Origin of the sequence: Microbacterium oxydans, from assembly GCF_026559675.1 — a bacterium.
Lineage (GTDB): Bacteria > Actinomycetota > Actinomycetes > Actinomycetales > Microbacteriaceae > Microbacterium > Microbacterium oxydans_D.
This window is the reverse complement of sequence record NZ_CP092891.1, coordinates 2,822,758-2,842,334: the sequence shown is the minus strand read 5'-3', so window position 1 is coordinate 2,842,334 and position 19,577 is coordinate 2,822,758. Positions and strand designations below refer to the sequence as shown.

Annotated in this window: 23 protein-coding genes and 1 tRNA gene; 18 read left to right on the top strand and 6 right to left on the bottom strand. The window is 69.1% G+C overall.

Annotated features, from left to right (window positions below; translation table 11 throughout):
• Positions 1-18: 18 nt before the first annotated feature.
• Entirely contained in the window at positions 19-1,842 is a 1,824-nt protein-coding gene (locus MME74_RS13740) for an HSP90 family protein (RefSeq protein WP_267415620.1), read from the bottom strand.
• Positions 1,843-2,035: 193 nt separating this feature from the next.
• Between MME74_RS13740 and MME74_RS13735 the strand changes: the two genes are divergently transcribed.
• The 9 genes from MME74_RS13735 (at position 2,036) to MME74_RS13695 (ending at position 7,717) form a co-directional block, all read left to right on the top strand.
• Positions 2,036-2,108, top strand: a tRNA-Trp gene (locus MME74_RS13735).
• Positions 2,109-2,148: 40 nt separating this feature from the next.
• A complete protein-coding gene (gene secE, locus MME74_RS13730; protein WP_267415619.1) occupies positions 2,149-2,421 on the top strand; it encodes a preprotein translocase subunit SecE in 273 nt (90 codons plus the stop codon).
• Positions 2,422-2,463: 42 nt separating this feature from the next.
• A complete protein-coding gene (nusG, locus tag MME74_RS13725) occupies positions 2,464-3,501 on the top strand; it encodes a transcription termination/antitermination protein NusG (protein WP_267415618.1) in 1,038 nt (345 codons plus the stop codon).
• 222 nt (positions 3,502-3,723) lie between these two features.
• Positions 3,724-4,155, top strand: coding sequence for a 50S ribosomal protein L11 (gene rplK, locus MME74_RS13720; protein ID WP_091027467.1), 432 nt, complete (start codon positions 3,724-3,726; stop codon positions 4,153-4,155).
• A gap of 11 nt (positions 4,156-4,166) precedes the next feature.
• Complete coding sequence (gene rplA / locus MME74_RS13715; protein ID WP_267415616.1) at positions 4,167-4,856, top strand: 50S ribosomal protein L1; 690 nt, start codon at positions 4,167-4,169, stop codon at positions 4,854-4,856.
• 175 nt (positions 4,857-5,031) lie between these two features.
• Positions 5,032-5,853, top strand: coding sequence for an amino acid ABC transporter substrate-binding protein (locus MME74_RS13710; protein ID WP_267415615.1), 822 nt, complete (start codon positions 5,032-5,034; stop codon positions 5,851-5,853).
• A 3-nt stretch (positions 5,854-5,856) separates the two neighbouring features.
• Positions 5,857-6,522 carry an amino acid ABC transporter permease gene (locus MME74_RS13705; protein ID WP_267415614.1) on the top strand — a complete coding sequence of 222 codons (666 nt, stop codon included), beginning with the start codon at positions 5,857-5,859 and terminating at the stop codon, positions 6,520-6,522.
• A complete protein-coding gene (locus tag MME74_RS13700) occupies positions 6,509-7,312 on the top strand; it encodes an amino acid ABC transporter ATP-binding protein (RefSeq protein ID WP_267415613.1) in 804 nt (267 codons plus the stop codon). Before MME74_RS13705 ends, MME74_RS13700 begins: the two co-directional genes overlap by 14 nt.
• Positions 7,313-7,360: 48 nt before the next feature.
• The gene (locus tag MME74_RS13695) at positions 7,361-7,717 is read left to right on the top strand and encodes an iron chaperone (protein ID WP_267415612.1); all 357 of its coding nucleotides are present in this window, start codon (positions 7,361-7,363) and stop codon (positions 7,715-7,717) included.
• Positions 7,718-7,723: 6 nt separating this feature from the next.
• On the opposite strand, the gene MME74_RS13690 is transcribed toward MME74_RS13695, so the two are convergent.
• The gene (locus MME74_RS13690; protein WP_267415611.1) at positions 7,724-8,383 is read right to left on the bottom strand and encodes a LysE/ArgO family amino acid transporter; all 660 of its coding nucleotides are present in this window, start codon (positions 8,381-8,383) and stop codon (positions 7,724-7,726) included.
• Positions 8,384-8,453: 70 nt separating this feature from the next.
• Between MME74_RS13690 and MME74_RS13685 the strand changes: the two genes are divergently transcribed.
• Positions 8,454-9,398, top strand: a complete 945-nt coding sequence (locus tag MME74_RS13685; RefSeq protein ID WP_267415610.1) for a LysR family transcriptional regulator ArgP — start codon at positions 8,454-8,456, stop codon at positions 9,396-9,398.
• On the opposite strand, the gene MME74_RS13680 is transcribed toward MME74_RS13685, so the two are convergent.
• Positions 9,337-9,825, bottom strand: coding sequence for a MarR family winged helix-turn-helix transcriptional regulator (locus MME74_RS13680; RefSeq protein WP_267415609.1), 489 nt, complete (start codon positions 9,823-9,825; stop codon positions 9,337-9,339). The two genes, MME74_RS13685 and MME74_RS13680, sit on opposite strands and share 62 nt — an antisense overlap.
• Positions 9,812-11,533: an MDR family MFS transporter gene (locus MME74_RS13675; RefSeq protein ID WP_267415607.1), complete on the bottom strand. Its 1,722-nt coding sequence runs from the start codon at positions 11,531-11,533 to the stop codon at positions 9,812-9,814. Before MME74_RS13675 ends, MME74_RS13680 begins: the two co-directional genes overlap by 14 nt.
• Positions 11,534-11,811: 278 nt before the next feature.
• Between MME74_RS13675 and MME74_RS13670 the strand changes: the two genes are divergently transcribed.
• Genes MME74_RS13670 through MME74_RS13650 form a run of 5 tightly spaced genes read left to right on the top strand, consistent with a single transcriptional unit; the run spans position 11,812 to position 14,786 of the window.
• Positions 11,812-12,369, top strand: coding sequence for a SipW-dependent-type signal peptide-containing protein (locus MME74_RS13670; protein WP_267415606.1), 558 nt, complete (start codon positions 11,812-11,814; stop codon positions 12,367-12,369).
• Positions 12,336-13,001, top strand: a complete 666-nt coding sequence (locus MME74_RS13665) for a SipW-dependent-type signal peptide-containing protein (RefSeq protein ID WP_267415605.1) — start codon at positions 12,336-12,338, stop codon at positions 12,999-13,001. The genes MME74_RS13670 and MME74_RS13665 overlap by 34 nt, the downstream gene beginning before the upstream one ends.
• Positions 13,002-13,009: 8 nt before the next feature.
• Entirely contained in the window at positions 13,010-13,597 is a 588-nt protein-coding gene (locus MME74_RS13660) for a signal peptidase I (RefSeq protein ID WP_267415604.1), read from the top strand.
• Positions 13,594-14,247: a hypothetical protein gene (locus tag MME74_RS13655; RefSeq protein ID WP_267415603.1), complete on the top strand. Its 654-nt coding sequence runs from the start codon at positions 13,594-13,596 to the stop codon at positions 14,245-14,247. The genes MME74_RS13660 and MME74_RS13655 overlap by 4 nt, the downstream gene beginning before the upstream one ends.
• Positions 14,244-14,786, top strand: a complete 543-nt coding sequence (locus tag MME74_RS13650; RefSeq protein ID WP_267415602.1) for a hypothetical protein — start codon at positions 14,244-14,246, stop codon at positions 14,784-14,786. Before MME74_RS13655 ends, MME74_RS13650 begins: the two co-directional genes overlap by 4 nt.
• A gap of 12 nt (positions 14,787-14,798) precedes the next feature.
• Here MME74_RS13650 and MME74_RS13645 read toward each other — a convergent pair whose 3' ends face one another.
• Positions 14,799-15,479, bottom strand: a complete 681-nt coding sequence (locus MME74_RS13645; RefSeq protein ID WP_267415601.1) for a YqaJ viral recombinase family protein — start codon at positions 15,477-15,479, stop codon at positions 14,799-14,801.
• Between the two features lie 395 nt (positions 15,480-15,874).
• Here MME74_RS13645 and rplJ point away from each other — a divergent pair, with 395 nt between their 5' ends.
• A complete protein-coding gene (gene rplJ / locus MME74_RS13640) occupies positions 15,875-16,363 on the top strand; it encodes a 50S ribosomal protein L10 (RefSeq protein WP_017829129.1) in 489 nt (162 codons plus the stop codon).
• Positions 16,364-16,411: 48 nt separating this feature from the next.
• Positions 16,412-16,795 (top strand): 50S ribosomal protein L7/L12, encoded by a 384-nt coding sequence (gene rplL / locus MME74_RS13635; RefSeq protein WP_017829128.1) that lies wholly within the window; start codon positions 16,412-16,414, stop codon positions 16,793-16,795.
• Between the two features lie 144 nt (positions 16,796-16,939).
• Here rplL and MME74_RS13630 read toward each other — a convergent pair whose 3' ends face one another.
• The gene (locus MME74_RS13630; protein ID WP_267415596.1) at positions 16,940-17,944 is read right to left on the bottom strand and encodes a LacI family DNA-binding transcriptional regulator; all 1,005 of its coding nucleotides are present in this window, start codon (positions 17,942-17,944) and stop codon (positions 16,940-16,942) included.
• Positions 17,945-18,230: 286 nt separating this feature from the next.
• Between MME74_RS13630 and MME74_RS13625 the strand changes: the two genes are divergently transcribed.
• Entirely contained in the window at positions 18,231-19,571 is a 1,341-nt protein-coding gene (locus MME74_RS13625) for an ABC transporter substrate-binding protein (RefSeq protein WP_267415595.1), read from the top strand.
• Positions 19,572-19,577: the final 6 nt, after the last annotated feature.

Below are 19,577 nucleotides of genomic sequence, written 5' to 3'. Positions count from 1 at the left end.
GGGCCTTTCGGTGGAGGTTCAGCGGGCGTCGCCGAAGGGGATCGCGTCCCCTTCGAGTCCGGCCGAGAGCGAGACGAGGTCGGCGAGTGCGCTGGTCATCAGCGCACGGTCGGCGTCGGCGAGCGGATGATGCCCGGCGAGCAGCGCCTGGATGTAGAGGAGCTGCACGGTGCGGGCGAAGACGGCGTCGTCCTGCACGCGCACCAGCGCGCGCACGACCCGGTTCGACCAGTTCAGGCACAGACGGGCGCGCAGGTCGTCGTCGCGCGCGGAGGACAGCGTCTGGTCGATGCGGTCCAGGACGCCGCCCCACAGTGCGCCGGTGACGCCCTTGGTCCGCCCGCGGTCGATCGCCCGCAGCACCTCGGGGTCGGCCACGTAGAGCCCGGCGAGGTCGGGGCGGTCGATCGCGCGCACGACGACCGAGCACTCGGACGCGGCGAGCACGGCGCCGGCGCGGGTCTCCAGGGCGACGGCGGCATCGCGGTCGTCGAGCGGAGGCGGGTCGAGGCGGTCGAGCTCGCCCGTCACATCGACCTGCTCGACCGTGACGTGCGGGTAGAGGTCCGGCAGCATCCGCACCAGGTCGGCGTCGTAGAGGTAGCCGCCGTTGACGAGCACCTCGTCGGCGGGCGAGATCCCGGCCACCTGTCGGAACTCGTCCACGGTCTGCGCGTAGCGGACGTGCGGGTAGCGCTCCACCAGGTCGCCGACCCGCAGGGTGCCGTGGGTGGTCTCGACGGTCAACCAGCGGGAGATGAACTGCGCGAGCTCCTCGTCGTGACGCACCAGCGACTTGAGGCCGACCTCGTGGACCGCGACGAACTGCGCGAGACGGTGGGGCTCGCGCAGGCCCAGTTCGAGCACCCAGCGGCGGATGCCGGCGCCGAGCTGCTCGCGGACGCGCTCGAGTGCCGCATCCTCGACCAGCGACTCCCTGCTCGCGGTCGGCGCGAGGCCGGTGGAGTCGATCACGGCGCGGACGAAGAACGCCCAGTCCGGGAGGACATCGTCCACGCGCTCGGACAGCAGCATCCGCCCCAGGTACATGCGGGTGGCCTGGCGGGCGCCCGGGGGAGGGGCGAAGGGCAGCACGTAGGCGAGTCCGCGGGTGCCGGTGGCCGGCTCGTTGAGCTCGATGATGTCGAGCGGGCTTGCGCCGAGGAGGTCGCGGCCGTATCGGACCGCCGCCTCGGGATCCTGCGCGGCGTCGAGGAACGGGGCGTCCCTGGTGATGTCGATGTCGCCGCCGGGTGCGTCGAGCGTGACCCGCACCGGCAGGAACTCGCCGAACGTCGTCGCCAGCTCGTGCACGGCGGCCGGGCGCAGGAGCTCGTCGGTGTCGAAGCGCGGCACGAGGTGCACGCTGGTGCCGATCGGGAGCTCCTCCTCCAGCTCGGCCACCTGGAAGGTGCCGTCCGCGCTGCCGGTCCACTCGACCGAAGCGCCGCCGCGGGCACTCCGCGAGCGGATCACGATGGTGTCGGCGACCATGAAGCAGCTGAGCAGGCCGATGCCGAACTGCCCGAGGTAGTCGCTGCGGGGCAGGTCGAAGATGTCGCGTTTGGAGCTGCGGCCCACGGTCGCCAGCAGATCGGCGACTTCCGTGGCCGTGAGACCCACGCCGTCGTCGCGCAGCACGAACTCGCCGTTCTCGGCGGTCAGCGGGGTGATCCGGATGCGTCCGCCTCCGCCGTCGACCTCGCGGCGGGCGGTGATCGCGTCCCGCGCGTTCTGCATGAGCTCGCGAAGGTACACCCGGGGGCTGGAGTAGATGTGCCTGCTGAGCAGATCGACGACACCGCGCACATCCACCTGGAACTGCTGCACATCCGCGCTCACACGCGCCCCTTTCCCCCGACTTCCGCTCGCCGAGCCTAGCAACAACGCGGGTTCCGCTCCCGGTTCGGCGCCACCGGATCGATGCCGTATGCTTGTGGGGCAGTTGTTCTCTGCAGTCTTTCGCCATGCCTGGGGCTCACGCCCCGCCGGATCGTGAAAGGGTGGAGAGGCACCCCGAGTCCTCCCGGACTCTAGGGCGGTAGCTCAATTGGCAGAGCAGCGGTCTCCAAAACCGCAGGTTGCAGGTTCGATTCCTGTCCGCCCTGCGCGTCAGCGCAACGCTGACACACGAAAGGTACATTCAGGATGGATCAGGACGAACCGCGCGGCGAGGTCGTCGCGGCCGGCGCCACCCGCGAGAAGAAGGGCAACCCCTTCTCCCGGTTCTTCGGGGGCATCGCCCTGTTCCTCCGCCAGGTCATCGCCGAGCTCCGCAAGGTCGTCACCCCGACTCGCAAGGAGCTGTTCAAGTTCACCCTGGTGGTGCTCGTCTTCGTTGTGATCGTCATGGGCATCGTCTACGGCTTGGACACGCTGTTCGCATTCGTGACGCACTGGGTGTTCGGAATCCCTGGCTGATGACGCCCGCGGCTCGTGCCGCAGCTATGGAGAAGAAGCAACGTGTCTGAACGATATTCCGACGACGCCGACTGGGCGACCGCCGCAGAGCAGTCCAGCGAGGAAGACGAAGCCCAGGAGGGCAACGTCCTCGCAGAGGAAGAGCTCTCGGCCACCTCGGCTGAGCACGTCGCTGTCCACGTCGAGGGCGAGGACGGCGAAGAGGACGACACGGATGACACCGACATCGACATCGACGACCCGGAGGCGGACGCGATCGTGAACGACGCTCTCAACCTGGACGAAGCGGCTGAGTCTGAGGCTGCCGCTGAGGTCCTCAACGAATCTGTGGCCGAGGAGGTCGCCGAGCTCGACGCGGCTGCGGCCGACGAGGTCACGCCCTACGACGGCCCCGACCTCGGTGCTGACGAGGAGCAGGGCGACGAGGAGTCCTCTGCGGACGACGAGGACGCCGAGGAGGACCCGTACGAGGCCTTCCGCCTGGACCTCCGCATGCTCCCGGGCAAGTGGTACGTCATCCACTCCTACGCCGGCTTCGAGCGCAAGGTGAAGGCCAACATCGAGCAGCGCAAGTCGACGCTCGAGGTCGAGGACGAGATCTACCAGGTCGAGGTCCCGATGGAAGACGTGGTCGAGATCAAGAACGGCCAGCGCAAGATGGTCACCCGCGTGCGCATCCCCGGCTACGTGCTGGTGCGCATGGAGCTCACGGAAGACACCTGGTCGGTCGTGCGTCACACCCCGGGTGTCACCGGCTTCGTGGGCAACGCCCACAACCCGACGCCGCTGCGCTTCGAAGAGGCCTTCAACATGCTGAAGTCCCTCGTCGAGGTCAAGGACGTCCCCACGGCCAAGAACATCGCGTCGAAGGGCGGCGTCGCCGTCGCTCGTCCGCTGCCGGCCGAGGTCGACTTCGAGGTCGGCGAGACCATCACGATCAAGGAGGGCTCGTTCGCGGGTCTTCCCGGTTCGATCAGCGAGATCAAGCCCGAGAGCGGCAAGCTCACGGTCCTCGTCTCCCTCTTCGAGCGCGAGACCCCGGTCGAGCTGTCGTTCGACCAGGTCACCAAGATGGTCTGACACCAGTCCTCACGAGAACGGCCGTCCCTTTCGGGGCGGCCGTTCTCGCGTCGGGGGCGCCTGCCCGTCGCGTAGCCCGCGGCAACGAGTGCTCTCCTGATCGGGTAGACTTGTGTGGTTTGTGCGGCGCTTCGGCGTGCGCGGAGACGACCACGGTCCGGAACCGCCGGATCTGTGGGAGAAGCGGATGCCCCGGCATCCGATTCGATGAAAGGAAAGAGAATGGCACCGAAGAAGAAGGTGACCGGCCTGATCAAGCTTCAGATCAACGCCGGTGCAGCCAACCCGGCGCCGCCGATCGGCCCCGCGCTCGGTCAGCATGGCGTCAACATCATGGAGTTCTGCAAGGCGTACAACGCCGCGACCGAGTCGCAGCGCGGCAACGTCATCCCCGTCGAGATCACCGTCTACGAGGACCGCAGCTTCACGTTCGTTCTGAAGACCCCGCCCGCTGCGGAGCTCATCAAGAAGGCCGCCGGCGTCCCCAAGGGCTCCGCGACCCCGCACACCGTCAAGGTCGCGAAGATCACCAAGGACCAGGTCCGCCAGATCGCCGAGACCAAGCAGGCCGACCTGAACGCGAATGACATCGAGGCCGCCTCGAAGATCATCGCCGGCACCGCCCGTTCCATGGGCATCACGGTCGAGGGCTGAGGAGAATAATCATGGCTACCAAGTCCAAGGCTTACAAGGCTGCCGCCGAGAAGATCGAGGCAGACCGTTTCTACACCCCGACCGAGGCTGTCGCCCTCGCGAAGGAGACCGGCTCGTCGAAGTTCGACTCGACCGTCGAGGTCGCGCTGAAGCTCGCCGTCGACCCCCGCAAGGCAGACCAGATGGTGCGCGGCACCGTCATCCTGCCCCACGGCACCGGTAAGACCGCCCGCGTCATCGTGTTCGCCACCGGCCCCGCGGCCGAGGCAGCGATCGCCGCAGGCGCCGATGAGGTCGGCGGCGCCGAGCTCATCGAGAAGGTCGCCGGCGGCTGGACCGCGTTCGACGCGGCCGTCTCCACCCCGGAGCTCATGGGCCAGGTCGGTCGTCTCGGCAAGGTGCTCGGCCCGCGTGGTCTGATGCCGAACCCGAAGACCGGCACCGTGACCCCGAACCCGGCCAAGGCCGTCGAGGAGATCAAGGGCGGAAAGATCGAGTTCCGCGTCGACAAGCACGCCAACGTGCACTTCGTCGTCGGCAAGGCCTCCTTCACCGCCGAGCAGCTGAACGAGAACATCGGCGCAGCGCTCGAGGAGATCGTCCGCCTCAAGCCGTCGAGCGCCAAGGGCCGTTACATCCAGAAGGGTGCGGTGTCGACCACGTTCGGCCCCGGCATCCCGCTGGACGTCAACGCCATCTGAGTCTGACTCCCTGAAACGCCCCCGGGTCCGCCCGGGGGCGTTTCGGCGTCCTGCCCCGGACACCGCGAAACGCAACGTCATCGGATGCGGGGAACCGCCGCAGGCCACGTACTGTGAGGGAGTTCCCGCGGCGGTCGCGTAAACTCGCACCGCGCATCACACCCCAGGAGGGTCCATGTCTCGTCGTCTCATCGCCGTCACCGCACTCGTCATCGCCGCCGCGACGCTCACCGCCTGCAGCGGATCGAGCACTCCCGCGAGCACCTCGGGCGGCGGGGAGAGCTCCGCGAGCTCCGACTTCGGCCTGGTCAAGGACGGCACGCTCACGGTCGCGACCGAGGGCACCTACCGCCCCTTCAGCTTCCACGGCGACGGCGGATCCGGCGACCTCACGGGCTTCGACGTCGAGATCATCCAGGCCGTCGCCGACAAGCTCGGCCTCGAGGTCACCTTCCAGGAGACGCAGTGGGACGCGATCTTCGCCGGCCTCGACGCCGGGCGCTTCGACGTGATCGCGAACCAGGTCTCGATCAACGAGGACCGCGAGAAGAAGTACCTCTTCAGCGAGCCGTACACCGTCTCGCCCGGCGTGATCGTCGTGGCCGACGACGATGACTCGATCTCCTCCTTCGCCGACCTCGACGGCAAGACGACCGCGCAGTCCCTCACCAGCAACTGGAACGATCTCGCCAAGGAGTCCGGCGCGAAGGTCGAGGCCGTCGAAGGATGGGCGCAGGCCGTCGAGCTGCTGCGTCAGGGCCGTGTCGACGCGACCATCAACGACAAGCTGACCTTCCTCGACTACGAGAAGACCAACAGCCCGTCCGGGCTCAAGATCGCGGCGGAGACCGAGGACGCGGGCAAGCAGGCCTTCGTGTTCACCAAGGACAAGAAGGCCCTCGTCGAGGCCGTCGACGGCGCGCTCGACGAGCTCCGTGCCGATGGGACCCTGGCAGAGATCAGCGACAAGTACTTCGGCGAAGACGTCACCAAGTAGTCGATGGAGAACCCCTGGCAGCTGTTCCTCGACTCGCTCGGGCCGATCGCCTGGGCGGGTCTGACGGCGACGGTGCCCCTCGCGCTGGCCTCCTTCGCGCTGGGGCTCCTCATCGCCGTCGGCATCGCCCTGATGCGGATCTCGGTGCATCCGGTCGTGTCGGGGTTCGCCCGGTTCTACATCTCCGTGATCCGGGGCACGCCGCTGCTCGTGCAGCTGTTCGTGATCTTCTACGGCATGCCGTCGATCGGGATCACGATCGACCCGTGGCCGAGCGCCATCATCGCGCTGTCGCTCAACGTGGGCGGCTACGGCGCCGAGGTCGTGCGGGCGGCGATCCTCTCGGTCCCGAAGGGCCAGTGGGAGGCCGCCTACACGGTCGGCATGAACCGCACCCGCACGCTCACGCGGATCATCCTCCCGCAGGCCGCACGGGTGTCGGTGCCGCCGCTGTCGAACACCTTCATCTCCCTCGTGAAGGACACGTCCCTCACCTCGCTGATCCTGGTCACGGAACTGTTCAAGGTGGCCCAGCAGATCGCCTCGACCACGTACCAGTTCATGGTGCTCTACCTCGCGGCGGCGCTGGTCTACTGGGTCTTCTGCCTCCTGCTGTCCTTCGGGCAGAGCGCCCTCGAGAGGAGGCTCGACAGTCGTGTCGCAACCTGAGAACACCCCGCAGGCACTCCTCACCGCCCGGGGGCTGCGCAAGAGCTTCGGCGACAACGAGGTGCTCAGCGGCATCGATCTGACGCTGCATCGCGGCGAGGTCGTCGTGCTCATCGGCCCCAGCGGCTCCGGCAAGACCACGGTCCTGCGCGCGCTCAACGGCCTCGAGACGCCGGATGCCGGGACGATCGTGGTCGCGGGCGGCCCCGACATCGACTTCGCCCCGGCCGCGAAGCCGAAGCCGCGCGTGCAGAAGCAGCAGCGTCTGGCGCTGCGCGACCGTTCGGCGATGGTCTTCCAGCACCACAACCTGTTCCCGCACCTCACGGTGCTCGAGAACGTCATCGAGGGGCCGTGGCGCGTGCAGGGCCGCCCCAAGACCGAGGTGGTGGCCGAGGCGGTCGCTCTGCTCGACCGCGTGGGTCTCGCGGACAAGGCGGATGCGCGCCCGCACCAGCTCTCCGGCGGACAGCAGCAGCGCGTCGGCATCGTGCGCGCGCTCGCCCTCAAGCCCGATCTGCTGCTCTTCGACGAGCCGACGAGCGCGCTCGACCCCGAGCTGGTGGGGGAGGTGCTGCTCGTGATCAAGGAGCTCGCCGACGAGGGATGGACCATGGCGGTCGTGACGCACGAGCTGAGCTTCGCGCGCGAGGCCGCCGATCACGTGCTGTTCATGGACGGCGGCGTGGTCGTGGAGCAGGGGCCGCCGGCCGAGCTCTTCCGTGCGCCGCAGCACGAGCGCACGCAGCGCTTCCTCACCCGGATCATGCGCCCCCTCGACGGGGCCTGATCCTGCGGAGTCCCCGCCCTGCGCGCCGATCGGTGGCAGGATGCGGTCGTGGGAACCATCGACGACTACCTGACCGACCTCGCCGCCTCGGACCGCGAGGCGATCGATCGTGTGTACGCCGTCGCACGGCAGGAGGCGCCCGAGGCCGAGCAGGGCAAGGGATACGGGATGCCCGCGCTGGTGTACGGCGGCAAGCCGCTGCTCTCGGTGATGCGCGCCAGGAAGCACATCGGGATCTATCCGTTCAGCCCGGACGCGGTGGCCGCTGTCGCCGGTTCCCTGGAGGGGCATCCGGGGGTCAGCGTGGACAAGGGGACCATCCGGTTCCAGCCCGAGAGTCCGATTCCCACGGGCGTGCTCGAGAGTCTCGTCCGGGCCCGGCTCGCCCAGATCGACGGCGCCTGAGTCCGGTCAGCCGCCGAGGACCGGCAGCACCAGGCTGATCGCGATCGAGATCATGATCACGGCGATCACGGCGTCGAGGATGCGCCACGAGCGCGGGGTGCGCAGCCAGCGGCCGAGGTAGCGGGCGCCGAAACCCAGCGCCGTGAACCACAGGATGCTGGCGGCGATCGCCCCGCCGGCGAACAGCCAGCGCTGGTCGCCGTGGGTGGCCGCGATCGAGCCGAGCATCAGGACGGTGTCGAGGTACACGTGCGGGTTGAGCCAGGTGAGCGCGAGGGTCGTCAGCACCACGGGCGCCAGGCGGGTGCGGGTGAGCGTGGTGGCGTCTCCGGAGGCGGGTGACTCGGGCGCTCCGGGATCCGCGCCCTCCGCCGTGAGCTCCTCGCCCCCGCGCCAGGCACGACGCGCGGCGAGGATCCCGTAGCTGAGGAGGAACAGCGCGCCCGCCCAGCGGGCCACGACGACCAGCCAGGGCGCGGCGGACAGGACGAAGCCGAGTCCCGCGACACCTGCGGCGATGAGCGCCGCGTCGGAGAGCGCGCAGATGATCACGACGGCGAAGACGTGCTCGCGGCGGATCCCCTGACGCAGCACGAAGACGTTCTGCGCGCCGATCGCGACGATGAGGGAGAGGCCGAGTCCGAGGCCGGCGAGAACCGTGAGCATGTGTCCAGCCTAGGAAGGTCGAGGCATGAACAGAAGCGAAGATTCCTTTCGAACCATTAGCATCGCTTATGTGAGAATCGACCCCGAGCTCGCCGGGACCCTCGCCGCGATCGTCGACGAGGGGACACTGGATGCCGCGTCGAAGCGGCTGCGGATCACCCCCTCCGCGGTCAGCCAGAGACTGAAGACGCTCGAGCAGCAGCTCGGTCGCATCCTCGTCGTGCGGACCAAACCCGCGCGATTGACGGAGGCGGGGGAGGCCGTCGTCCGCCTGGCGCGGCAGATCGCCCTGCTGGAGCACGACGCGCTCGTGGGCGTGGGGATCGATGAGGACGGCTCGGCCCGCCGCATCACCATCCCGCTCGCCGTGAACGCCGACTCGATGGCGACGTGGTTCCTGGCGCCCCTCGCCCGCCTCGCGGCCGGCCACGACATCGATTTCGACCTGCACCGCGACGACCAGAACTTCACCGCGCGGCTGCTCGAGTCCGGCACGGTGATGGCTGCGGTGACCAGTGAGGAGTCGCCCGTCGCCGGGTGCTCGGTGTCGCCGCTCGGGGTGCTCGAGTACCGTGCGATGGCCGAGACGGCGTTCGCGGCGCGCTGGTTCCCGGACGGGGTGACGACGGCTGCGCTGGCCGCCGCGCCGTTCGTCGACTTCGATCGCCGCGACACGCTGCAGCACGAATGGCTCCGCGCCATGTCGGTGCCGCACGAGGGCGTGCCGCGGCATTACGTGCCGGCCTCCCACGACTATGCGCTGGCCGTCGGGCTCGGGCTCGGGTGGGGGATGGTGCCGCTGCTGCAGGAGTCGGCCGGGCTGGTCGCGCTCGGCGGACCGACGCTCCGCGTGCAGCTGTACTGGCAGCAGTGGAACCTGCGCTCGGACCTGCTCGACACGATCGCCGCAGAGGTGGCCGCCGAGGCGCGACGCGTGCTCGGGGGTGCTCCGGTCAGTCGTCCGCGTGCATCCCCGGCGTCACGCCCGAAGCGAGGGCGTGCAGCAGCCGGGTGAGGTTGCCGATGTCGGTCAGGCTCCAGTCCTCGAGCGTGCGCAGCAGCCGACCCTCCTGGGGGAGCCGCGCCTGGGCGAGCCGCTCCGCACCGAGGGGCGTCAGCTGCAGGAGGAACGAGCGCCCGTCGGACGGATCGGCGGAGCGCTCGATCAGACCGAGGTCCTCGAGCTCGCGCACCATGCGGCTGACCTGGCCCTTGTCCATCAGCATCCGCTCCGACAGCGTCGACACCGTCACGCGCTCGCAGCGCGCGATCGTGGTGAAGATCTTGTAGGCGCCGGGCAGGAGACCGGGACTCACCCGATTGGCGTTCTCCATGATCACCCGTCGGAAGTGCGTGATCAGCTCGCCGAACTCCGCCTCGAGGGCGCGGACCGCTTCGGCCCGCGCCTCCGGGGTGTCCTCGGGGTGCTCAGCGTCGGGCATCGGAGCCCGCATCGCCGTGGTCGCCGTTCCGGTCGATCACGGTGACGGTGCCGGTGGTCGGTGCGCCGGACAGCGCGGTCGCATCGGCCACCGCGACGTCGGCCGCCCCCTCCACCGAGCCGTCGACGGGCTTCTTCTTCGCGGCATCCGCCTGGGCCCGCTCCGTCGTCGTCATCGTGGTGAGCGGACGGTTCGGCAGGAACAGGATCGCGATGAGGCTGATCACCGCGAGCGGGATGCCGATCAGGAACGCATGCGAGATGGCCTGTGCGTAGAAGTCCTCGATGATCGAGCGCACGGGCTCGGGGAGGAGACGGACCTCGGGCAGCGTGCCGCTGGAGAGCTGTGCGGCCACCGCGGCACCCTTGTCGCCGAGCTGTGCGATCGCGGCGCCGATCCGCTCCTTCCCGTCGGTGAACAGGCTGGTGAGGCTGTTCGCGAGCACGGCTCCCATGACCGAGACGCCGATCGTGCCGCCGAGGCTGCGGAAGAACGTGACGCCGGAGCTGGCGACGCCCATCTCGCTGGGCTTCGCGACGTTCTGCACGATGAGGACGAGGTTCTGCATCGTCATGCCGACGCCGGCGCCCATCACGAACATGTAGATCGAGACGAGGACGAAGTTCGTGTCGTAGTGCAGCGTCGACAGCATGACGGAGCCGGCGATCAGCAGCACGGAGCCGAGGATCAGGTAGCCCTTCCACTTGCCGAAGCGGGTCACGAGCTGGCCGATCACCATCGACGAGATCAGGAGCCCTGCCATCATCGGGAGGGTCATCAGGCCGGCCTCGGTCGGCGTGGCGCCGCGGGAGAGCTGCATGTACTGCGCGAGGTAGACCGAGGTGCCGAACATCGCGACGCCGATCGAGATCGACGCGAGCACCGACAGGGTGAACGTGCGACCGCGGAAGAGCGTGAGCGGGATGAGCGGCTCGCGCACCTTGAGCTCGACGATGATGAACGCGATGGCCGAGACGATCGCGCCGCCGACCATGAGCACGGTCTCGGTGCTCCACCAGTCGAAGGCCGATCCGGCGTTCGTGATCCAGATGAGGATCAGGGAGACGGCCGCCGAGAGCAGCACGATGCCGACGTAGTCGATGGAGACCTTGCGGGTGCGCGCGGTGCTGATGTGCAGCGTCTTCTGCAGGATGATCAGCGCGGCGACGGCGAAGGGAAGGGCGACGAAGAAGTTCCAGCGCCAGTTCGCGACGTCCGTGATCCATCCGCCGAGCAGCGGACCGCCCACGGTGGCGACGGCCATGACGGCGCCGAACAGGCCCATGTACCGACCGCGCTCACGCGGGCTGATGATGTCGGCCATGATGACCTGGCTGAGGGCGGCGAGTCCGCCACCGCCGATGCCCTGGATGGCGCGGAAGGCGATGAGGGTGTTGGTGTCCTGCGCGAAGCCGGCGGCGGCGGTCGCACCGACGAAGATGATGATCGCGATCTGGATCAGCAGCTTCCGGTTGAACAGGTCGGCGAGCTTGCCCCAGATCGGGGTCGAGATCGCGGTGGTGAGCAGCGTCGCGGTGATGACCCAGGTGTAGGCGGCCTGGTCGCCGCCGAGGTCGTGCACGATGACCGGCATCGAGGTGGAGACCACCGTGGTGGCGATCATCGAGACGAACATGCCGAGGAGGAGGCCGGTGAGGGCTTCGAGCACCTGTCGATGCGTCATCTTGACGGGAGAGTCCGTGGTCATTCGGGACCTTTCGCAGTCGGGAGGGGGATGCTGCGACAGCTCTGGCGCGCACGAGATGGTTGAACTGGGTCAACTATACGTCGATCGTTGATCTTCGTCAACCAATCCTCCGCGGGCTCTTCCGGCCTGCGCGGAATGAGCGACGGACGTGCGCGAAATCGCCTTGTTCTGCCTGAGGGGGTCGGTGAGGATGAGGCACAAGCGAGGATGCGGGGCCTCTGAGGGGCGGCCGTTCTCCGGCATCCCCGCGATCGCCTGATTCCTGAGGGGGACATCCCATGGCTACGAAAGACACGAATCGCAAGGTCCTCGCCGTCCTGGCCGGGGGGCTCGTCCTCGGGGTGGGGGCCGCCGTCGTCCTCGCGGCCTGGAACGACTCCGAGTTCGCGAACGGCACGTTCACCGCCGGCTCGTTCACCTTCACGGGTTCGACCGATGGCGCGACGTTCAGCGATCACGCCACCACGGGCGACGCCGCGTCGCTGACGTTCGAGCTCGATCCCACGAACTTGAGCCCCGGCGACGTGGTCTACGCGCCCTATGCGCTGCGGCTCGGCGGTACCTACGACGCCACGCTCGACTCCGTCGCTCCGGTCGGTGCCGGCGACTTCGCCACTGCCGGGAAGCTGACCTACGACGTGGTGTCGACGGGGACCACGTTCGGCTGCGACGCCGCCGCCTTCGCGGCCGGGACCGCTGTGCCCACGACGATGACGACGGCTGCGGACGTCAACCTCTGCATCCGGGTGACCGCTGCGGCCGGCGCGGGAGGAATCGAGCAGGGCGACACGGGAACCGTCACATGGCAGTGGAACGCGACCTCGGTGCAGCCGTAGTTCTCCGTCGTCGTCCGCGTCGAGGGACGCCGCGTCCGCGATCGTCACGCGGGTTCCGGCGCGTGCGGGCGCTGCTCGCGGGAGGACTGGTCCTCGGCGTCGGCGCGACGATGACGATCGCGGCATGGACCGACCAGGAACTCGCGACGAGCACGGTGAGCGCCGGCACCTTCTCGATCGTGTCGAGGTCGGATCAGGGTGCGTTCGCGTCGCACGGACCGTCCGAGACGGTGCTGACGGTCCCGCTCGATGCCGCCGGGCTGTATCCGGGCGTGAAGAAGGCCGCCTACGTGCAGGTGCAGGCGTCCGGCACGCTCGGCGGCACGGTCAACCTCACCGCCGTCACGGTGACGAACAACGCCGGGGGTGCGCCGACCGGTGCCGACCTCGCGCTGCAGAACGCGATCAAGGTCAACATCGCCGTCGTCGCGGGCCCGGCGAACTGCACGACTGGCGCGACCGCCGCCGCGGCGCTGACCGCGGTCCCCGCGCTGCCGGCGCAGACGCTCACGGTGAGCCCGCTGAACACCATCACGTACTGCATCGTGCTCGAGCTGCCCGCCGACGCGACGGGGACGGCGCAGGGCGGCACGGTGAAGCCGACCTGGACGTTCACGGGAAGCACGAGCTGAGCGACGCCATGGTCACCATCGCACGCGGCGCTCGTGCCGTCGGACGCGGGATGCGCGAGGTGCTGCTCACCCTCGCCGCACTGGGCGGTGTCGTCTGCATCGTGCTCGTGATCCTGGCCTTCACGGGCGGATACTCGCTGATCATGTTCAAGACCGGATCGATGAGCCCGACCATCCCGGCGGGGTCCGTGGCGCTGGTGCAGAAGATCCCCGCCGCCGAGATCGCGATCGGCGACGTGGTGACGGTCGATCGGGACGATGCGTTGCCGATCACGCACCGCGTCCTGAGCGTGCAGCCGGCGGGAGCCGAGGGCACGCGGACGATCACGATGAAGGGTGATGCGAACGACGTGGAGGATCCGGCGCCCTACACGGTCGCCGACGTCAGGATCGTCCGCGGTTCGGTGCCGGGTCTCGCCTCGGTGATCGTGTGGTTCGGGAGCCCCTGGGTGCTCGGCGGCGTCACGATCGGAGCGTCTCTCCTGGTCGTATGGGCGTTCTGGCCGCGGAGGGAGCGTCGCCCGGCAGAGGTGCCTGTCCCCGCGGCGGAGGAGCTCGTGGTGTCGGGCGGCCTGCGAAGGGACCGTCGACCATGAGGCGCCGAGCGATCGGGGTGGCGGTCGTCGTCGTCCTCGTGATGCTCGGCTCCGCGGTTCCGGCCTGGGCTGCTCCCACGACGGAGGTCATCCAGGGGCGGGTCCTGCGCCTGGTGTCGGTCGCCGACTGGGACGCCGCCGGGGCGCTGCTCCCCGGGCAGCAGGTGCGATGGGACGTCACCGTGAGCGCACGCGCGCCGGACCCGGGGCGGGTGACGATCGCGCTGAGTGCGACCGGCGGCGCGGGCCTCGTCCTCGACGTGTCGATGTGCCGGAAGGCGTGGGAGGGGAGCGGATGTCCGGGTGGCGCCGTGACCCTGCGTTCGGCGTGGGAGATCCCGCGCGACGGGGCGGAGGTCCGACTCGTCGACGTGGCCGACAGCGAGGTCGCGAACGTCCGGCTCACCATCGGCCTGGCCGACGGCGCGGAGGTCGGCTCCACGAGCATCCGCCTCCACGCCAGCGGGCAGGGCGAGACGGTGGCGGTGGGACCTGACGGCGGGCTGGCGACGACCGGGCTGACGCCGCAGCTTCCCTGGGTCCTCGCGGGCGGAGGGGCGCTGGTCGTGACCGGTCTGCTGCTCGTGGCTCGCCGACGGCGACGGGACCGGACCGAGGTCCTCGGCCACGAACCGGGAGGCGCCCGGTGAGCCACGTGCGGCGCGGTCGGGTCGCCGCCGCCGTGCTCGGGATCTCGGTGCTCGCGCTCGTCGGGCTGGTGCCGCCGGTTCCCTCGACCGAGGCGGCATGGACGGATGCCGAGCGGGCCACGGCGACGGGGACCTCGATCAACGTTCCCGAGCCCATCAGCTCCGGGAGCCCGGGATGCGTGGCGAGCAGCGGACTCCTCGGAGCGAACCCCCAGGTCTCGATCTCGTGGCGGGCGCCCGCCACCGCGACGGGCTACGACCTCACCAAGGCGGAGTTCGGCCAGATCGTGAACCAGGGGCTGCTCGAGCCCATCCTCAGCAACCTGCTCGGCAACGTGAAGACCACGGGGAACGCGGCGGCCTACGTGACGGTGATCGACGGAGGCCTGCTCACCGGCCTCCTCGGGGCGTCGAAGACCTTCGGCATCCGGTTCATCGGTCCCGGCGGATGGCGGTCGGACTGGCTCGTCGCGAATGCCACGATGGGGCTGCTCGGAGCGAATCCGCAGTGCTCCATGTCGACGGCCCCCAGCTACTAGGGGCGGCGTCGCTCAGTCCGCGAGGGCCAGCGCCCGGAAGGCGTCGCGCTCGCGCAGCTGCTCACGGCGGCTGGTCGCCGCGTCCATCGCGCGCGTCGGAACCTGCTGGCCGGTCGTGCGGCGGTAGAGCTCGTCGATCAGGTCGGTGGCGAGGCCGACGAGCTTCGCGATCTCGCGGTCGTCGCGGTCGATCCACACGCAGCGCGGCTCGTCGTGGATCGGGGCGAAGTCGACGTGCTCCTCCCACACGAACAGGGTGCGCTCGGCGCCGAGCACGTGCTGCTGCCACCACACCTGACGGAGGTAGGTGCGCGGGATGCCGCGGAAGGCCTTGTTCGTGGTCTTGATCTCGGCGAGCTTCACGCGCCCGTCGGCGTCGACCGCGATGCCGTCGGGCGTGGCGAGGTGACGGTGCTCGACCTCGGCGCGGAACAGCGCGGACGAGGGCAGGATGCCGTGGGTCGCGGCGACCCAGGCGGCGATCTCGGGCTCGCGACGTCGTCCGTGATCCGTGTAGGCGTTGCCGCCGAAGCGTGGTCCGCCGCCGAGCTTCGAGTCGGCCGCGCGGGCGATCGACTTCTCGGAGGTGAGCCCGGCGACGTCGGTGGCCGTGATGCCCCGGGAGCGTGCCCGCATCCACGCCACGCGGTCGCGAGAGTCCGCGACGATGCGTGCGGCGAGTTCCGGTGTCACCCTTCGACCCTAACCCCGCCCGCCGACGCCGCCGCCCCGTACACGCCGCCTCCGCCCCGCATCCCCCGCCCTCCCCGAGCGAACGGCTCCTTCGCGCCGATACCCCGTGCACTCGGCGACAACCCGTGCACTCGGCGGCGGGCGGGCGAGCGGGCGGGCGCGGGGGCGGGGATTTGGGGGACGGGGGCGGGTGGGGTAGAGTTGTGGCAACCGAAGACCGCTGGTCATCGTCGTGTGCGCAAGCACGCAGCGATCGAAGCTCTGCATCGCAGGGGCCCGCGCAGGACACGAACTTTCAAAGCTCCGTGCGCTTGCGCCGGAGCTTTTCTCTTTGCAGGTGGTCCAGGTCGGCGCCTCACCACCGTGCGGCGCCTCGTACACACCAAGGAGTGACCATGGCGCAGAAGGATGCATCGGTCGCCGAGCTCACGAAGTCATTCGAGAACTCGACTGCCGTTCTGCTGACCGAGTACCGCGGTCTGACGGTTGCCCAGCTCAAGGAGCTGCGCAACAGCATCCGTCAGGACGCTGAGTACGCCGTGGTGAAGAACACGCTGACCAAGATCGCCGCCAACAAGGCTGGCATCTCCGCGCTGGACGACGACCTCAAGGGTCCGTCGGCTGTCGCGTTCGTGCACGGTGACTTCGTCGCCACCGCCAAGGCTCTGCGTGACTTCGCCAAGGCCAACCCGCTTCTCGTGATCAAGTCCGGCATCTTCGAGGGCAACGCCCTCACCGCGGACGAGGTCAACAAGTACGCCGCGCTCGAGAGCCGTGAGGTTCTGCTGGCGAAGGCTGCGGGCATGATGAAGGCGACGATGGGCAAGGCTGCCGCCACCATCGACGCTCTTCGCGAAAAGCTGGAGACCGCAGAGGCCGCGTAAGCGACCGGCGATCTCGTCTACAAACCCCATCTATCTAGGAGATACATCATGGCGAAGCTTTCCACCGAGGAGCTGCTTGAGCAGTTCGCCGGCCTGACCCTCATCGAGCTCAACGAGTTCGTGAAGGCGTTCGAGGAGAAGTTCGAGGTCACCGCTGCTGCTCCCGTCGCCGTTGCCGGTGCCGCGGGTGGCGCAGGCGCTGCTGAGGCTGAGGAAGAGAAGGACTCCTTCGACGTCATCCTCGAGGCTGCCGGCGACAAGAAGATCCAGGTCATCAAGACCGTCCGCGAGCTCACCTCGCTGGGTCTCGGCGAGGCCAAGGCTGTCGTCGACGGTGCCCCGAAGGCCGTCCTCGAGGGCGCCAACAAGGAGACCGCCGAGAAGGCCAAGGCTGCTCTCGAAGAGGCAGGCGCAACGGTTACCCTCAAGTAATCGCGACGCTCACGCGTTTCTCAACGAAGGCCCCGGGTTCGTCCCGGGGCCTTCGTGCGTTCCGGGCGGGTTGCGTTCCCGGACCAAGACGGATCGGCGCGAGGTACGGATCAGCGCGGGGTGCGGGTCAACGCGGGGTGCGGGTCAGCGCGGGGGAGCGGTCGAGTTGCGCACCACGAGGGCGGATGCCGCGGCGACGTGCTCGAGCGGAGCATCGGGATCGTCCATCCGGTGCGTCAGCAGGCGCACGGCCTCGTGTCCCTGCTCCCGGGGCGACTGCCCGATCGTGGTCAGCGCGAACATGTCCGCGTGCTCGTGGTCGTCGATGCCGACGACGCTGAGCTCGGTCGGCACGGCGATGCCCAGACGGCGGGCGGCGATGATCGCACCGATCGCCGCTTCGTCGCACACCCCGACGATCGCCGTCGGACGGTTCCGGCGGTCGCCGAGCAGACCCGCCGCCGCCGCGTATCCGCCCGGCATGGTCGGCGCGGCCCCTGCGACCCGCGCATGATCGGCGAGGCCGGCGGCCTGCAGCGCGCCCCGGTAGCCGTCGAGGCGCATGGCATCGCCGAAGCTGAGCTCCGTCGCGTCCGTCGACCCCCCGACGAAGGCGATGTCGGTGTGACCGAGCTCGATGAGGTGCTCGGTCGCGATGCGCGCCGCCGCGGCGTCGTCGATCGAGACCGCGCTCGAGCCCTCCCCGTACGGGCCGACGCTCACGAGCGGACGTCCGGTGCGCTGCAGTCGCTCGAGCTCGCGGGCGCTGGGCTGGATGCCGACCGCGATGATCCCGTCGAAGCGACGCCCGGGGAGCACCGTCTCGAACAGCCGCTCCCTGGTCTGCGAGCCCTCGGGAACGCCGTAGAGCGAGAGGTCGTAGTCGAGCGCCAGCAGGGACTCCTGGATCCCGGCCAGCAGCTCGGCGAAGAACCAGCGGTCCACAGGTGGCATCACGATGCCGATGGTCTGCGTGCGCCCGGTCGCCAGGCTCGTCGCAGAGGAGTGGGCGACGTAGGACAGATCGCGCGCGGCATCCTCGACACGGGTCCTGGTGTCTTCGGAGACGTAGCCGCGTCCGCTCAGCGCACGGCTCGCGGTGGCCTTCGAGACTCCGGCACGTGCCGCGACGTCCGCGATCGTGCTCATCGGTCCTCCTCGACCTGATCCCACGGCGGCGTGGGTGGCGGCGGTGAGCGCGCCGGGTGTCAGCGTAGTCTTCGCCAGGGAAAAAAGGAACCGGTTCCACATCGCGAGCGAGGGAGCGCTCCCATCCGAGCGCGCGAGGAGCGGCGAATGGTTGTCAGCTTGTGACCCTTGCTTGTTGTGCGGGGCGGGCGAAGGACAGTAGGTTGGCCTGGAATCGGTTCCCGAACGACGCCGGGGGTGGCGTCGGGCGAGGTAGGGGCCGTGAAACTCGAAGAGGAGAATTCACATGGGTCTGTCACAGCGTTCCAGGCGGTTCGCACCGCTCGCCCTGCTGGGCGTCGCGGGCATCGTTCTGGCCGGTTGTTCCGGAGAAGGCGACGGGGGCGGTGACGGCGGCCCGGGCGATGCGGGTGAAGCCGACGGCGTCGTCACGATCTACGGCACGATCATCGACTCCGAGGCCGAGCTCATGGAGGAATCCTGGAAGGACTGGGAAGAAGAGAACGACATCGACATCCAGTACGAGGGTTCTCAGGAGTTCGAGGCGCAGATCGCCGTCCGCGCGGCCGGAGGCAACGCTCCGGACCTCGCCATCACGCCGCAGCCCGGCCTCGTCTCCGACCTCGCCAAGCAGGGGTACCTGCAGCCGGCGCCGGACGGCGTCGCCGACAACGTCAAGAAGTACTGGTCCGAGGACTGGGCGAACTACGCGACGACCGATGACGTGCTCTACGGTGCGCCGCTGATGGCGAACCTGAAGGGCTGGGTCTGGTACTCGCCGGAGCAGTTCACGGAGTGGGGCGTCGACGTCCCCGAGACCTGGGACGACCTGCTCGCCCTCACCAAGACGATCCAGGAGAAGACGGGCAAGGCACCGTGGTGCGCCGGCTTCGGATCCGACGCCGCGACCGGTTGGCCGGGCACGGACTGGATCGAGGACCTCATGCTCCGTCAGTCCGGTCCGGAGAACTACGACAAGTGGATCTCGCACGACATCCCCTTCACGGACAAGACCGTCGTCGACGCCTTCGACTCGGTGGGCGAGATCCTTCTCAACCCGGACTACGTCAACGCCGGCTACGGCGACGTCAAGACGATCAACGCCACGCCGTTCGGTGACGTCGCTCGTGTGATGGGCAGCGGCGAGTGCGCGCTGACCCACCAGGCGTCGTTCTTCGACGGCTTCCTGCAGGACCCGAAGAACGGCAACGTGACCGTCGGTCCCGACGCCGACATCTGGGCCTTCATGACGCCTCCGGTCGAGGCCGGCAAGGGTCTCTCCGTCACCGGTGGCGGCGAGATCGTGGCCGCGTTCTCCAACGACGCCGACACCATCAAGGTGCAGGAGTACCTCTCCAGCCCCGAGTGGGCGAACAGCCGCGTCAAGCTCGGCGGCGTGATCAGCGCCAACAACGGCCTCGACCCGGCCAGCGCGTCCAGCCCGATCCTCCAGGAGTCGATCAAGATCCTGCAGGACCCGGAGACGACGTTCCGCTTCGACGCCTCCGACCTGATGCCCAGCGTCGTCGGCGCCGGCTCCTTCTGGAAGGGAATGATCGACTGGGTCAACGGCACCTCGACGTCGGACGTGCTCAGCACGATCGACTCCTCCTGGCCGTCCGACTGATCGACC

Coding starts and splice junctions, on each gene's coding strand:
- secE (WP_267415619.1), top strand. CDS start 2,149: ATGGATCAGGACGAACCGCGCGGCGAGGTCGTCGCGGCCGGCGCCACC.
- rplK (WP_091027467.1), top strand. CDS start 3,724: ATGGCACCGAAGAAGAAGGTGACCGGCCTGATCAAGCTTCAGATCAAC.
- rplA (WP_267415616.1), top strand. CDS start 4,167: ATGGCTACCAAGTCCAAGGCTTACAAGGCTGCCGCCGAGAAGATCGAG.
- MME74_RS13710 (WP_267415615.1), top strand. CDS start 5,032: ATGTCTCGTCGTCTCATCGCCGTCACCGCACTCGTCATCGCCGCCGCG.
- MME74_RS13705 (WP_267415614.1), top strand. CDS start 5,857: ATGGAGAACCCCTGGCAGCTGTTCCTCGACTCGCTCGGGCCGATCGCC.
- MME74_RS13690 (WP_267415611.1), bottom strand. CDS start 8,383: ATGCTCACGGTTCTCGCCGGCCTCGGACTCGGCCTCTCCCTCATCGTC.
- MME74_RS13680 (WP_267415609.1), bottom strand. CDS start 9,825: ATGCCCGACGCTGAGCACCCCGAGGACACCCCGGAGGCGCGGGCCGAA.
- MME74_RS13675 (WP_267415607.1), bottom strand. CDS start 11,533: ATGACCACGGACTCTCCCGTCAAGATGACGCATCGACAGGTGCTCGAA.
- MME74_RS13670 (WP_267415606.1), top strand. CDS start 11,812: ATGGCTACGAAAGACACGAATCGCAAGGTCCTCGCCGTCCTGGCCGGG.
- MME74_RS13665 (WP_267415605.1), top strand. CDS start 12,336: ATGGCAGTGGAACGCGACCTCGGTGCAGCCGTAGTTCTCCGTCGTCGT.
- MME74_RS13660 (WP_267415604.1), top strand. CDS start 13,010: ATGGTCACCATCGCACGCGGCGCTCGTGCCGTCGGACGCGGGATGCGC.
- MME74_RS13655 (WP_267415603.1), top strand. CDS start 13,594: ATGAGGCGCCGAGCGATCGGGGTGGCGGTCGTCGTCGTCCTCGTGATG.
- rplJ (WP_017829129.1), top strand. CDS start 15,875: ATGGCGCAGAAGGATGCATCGGTCGCCGAGCTCACGAAGTCATTCGAG.
- rplL (WP_017829128.1), top strand. CDS start 16,412: ATGGCGAAGCTTTCCACCGAGGAGCTGCTTGAGCAGTTCGCCGGCCTG.
- MME74_RS13630 (WP_267415596.1), bottom strand. CDS start 17,944: ATGAGCACGATCGCGGACGTCGCGGCACGTGCCGGAGTCTCGAAGGCC.
- MME74_RS13625 (WP_267415595.1), top strand. CDS start 18,231: ATGGGTCTGTCACAGCGTTCCAGGCGGTTCGCACCGCTCGCCCTGCTG.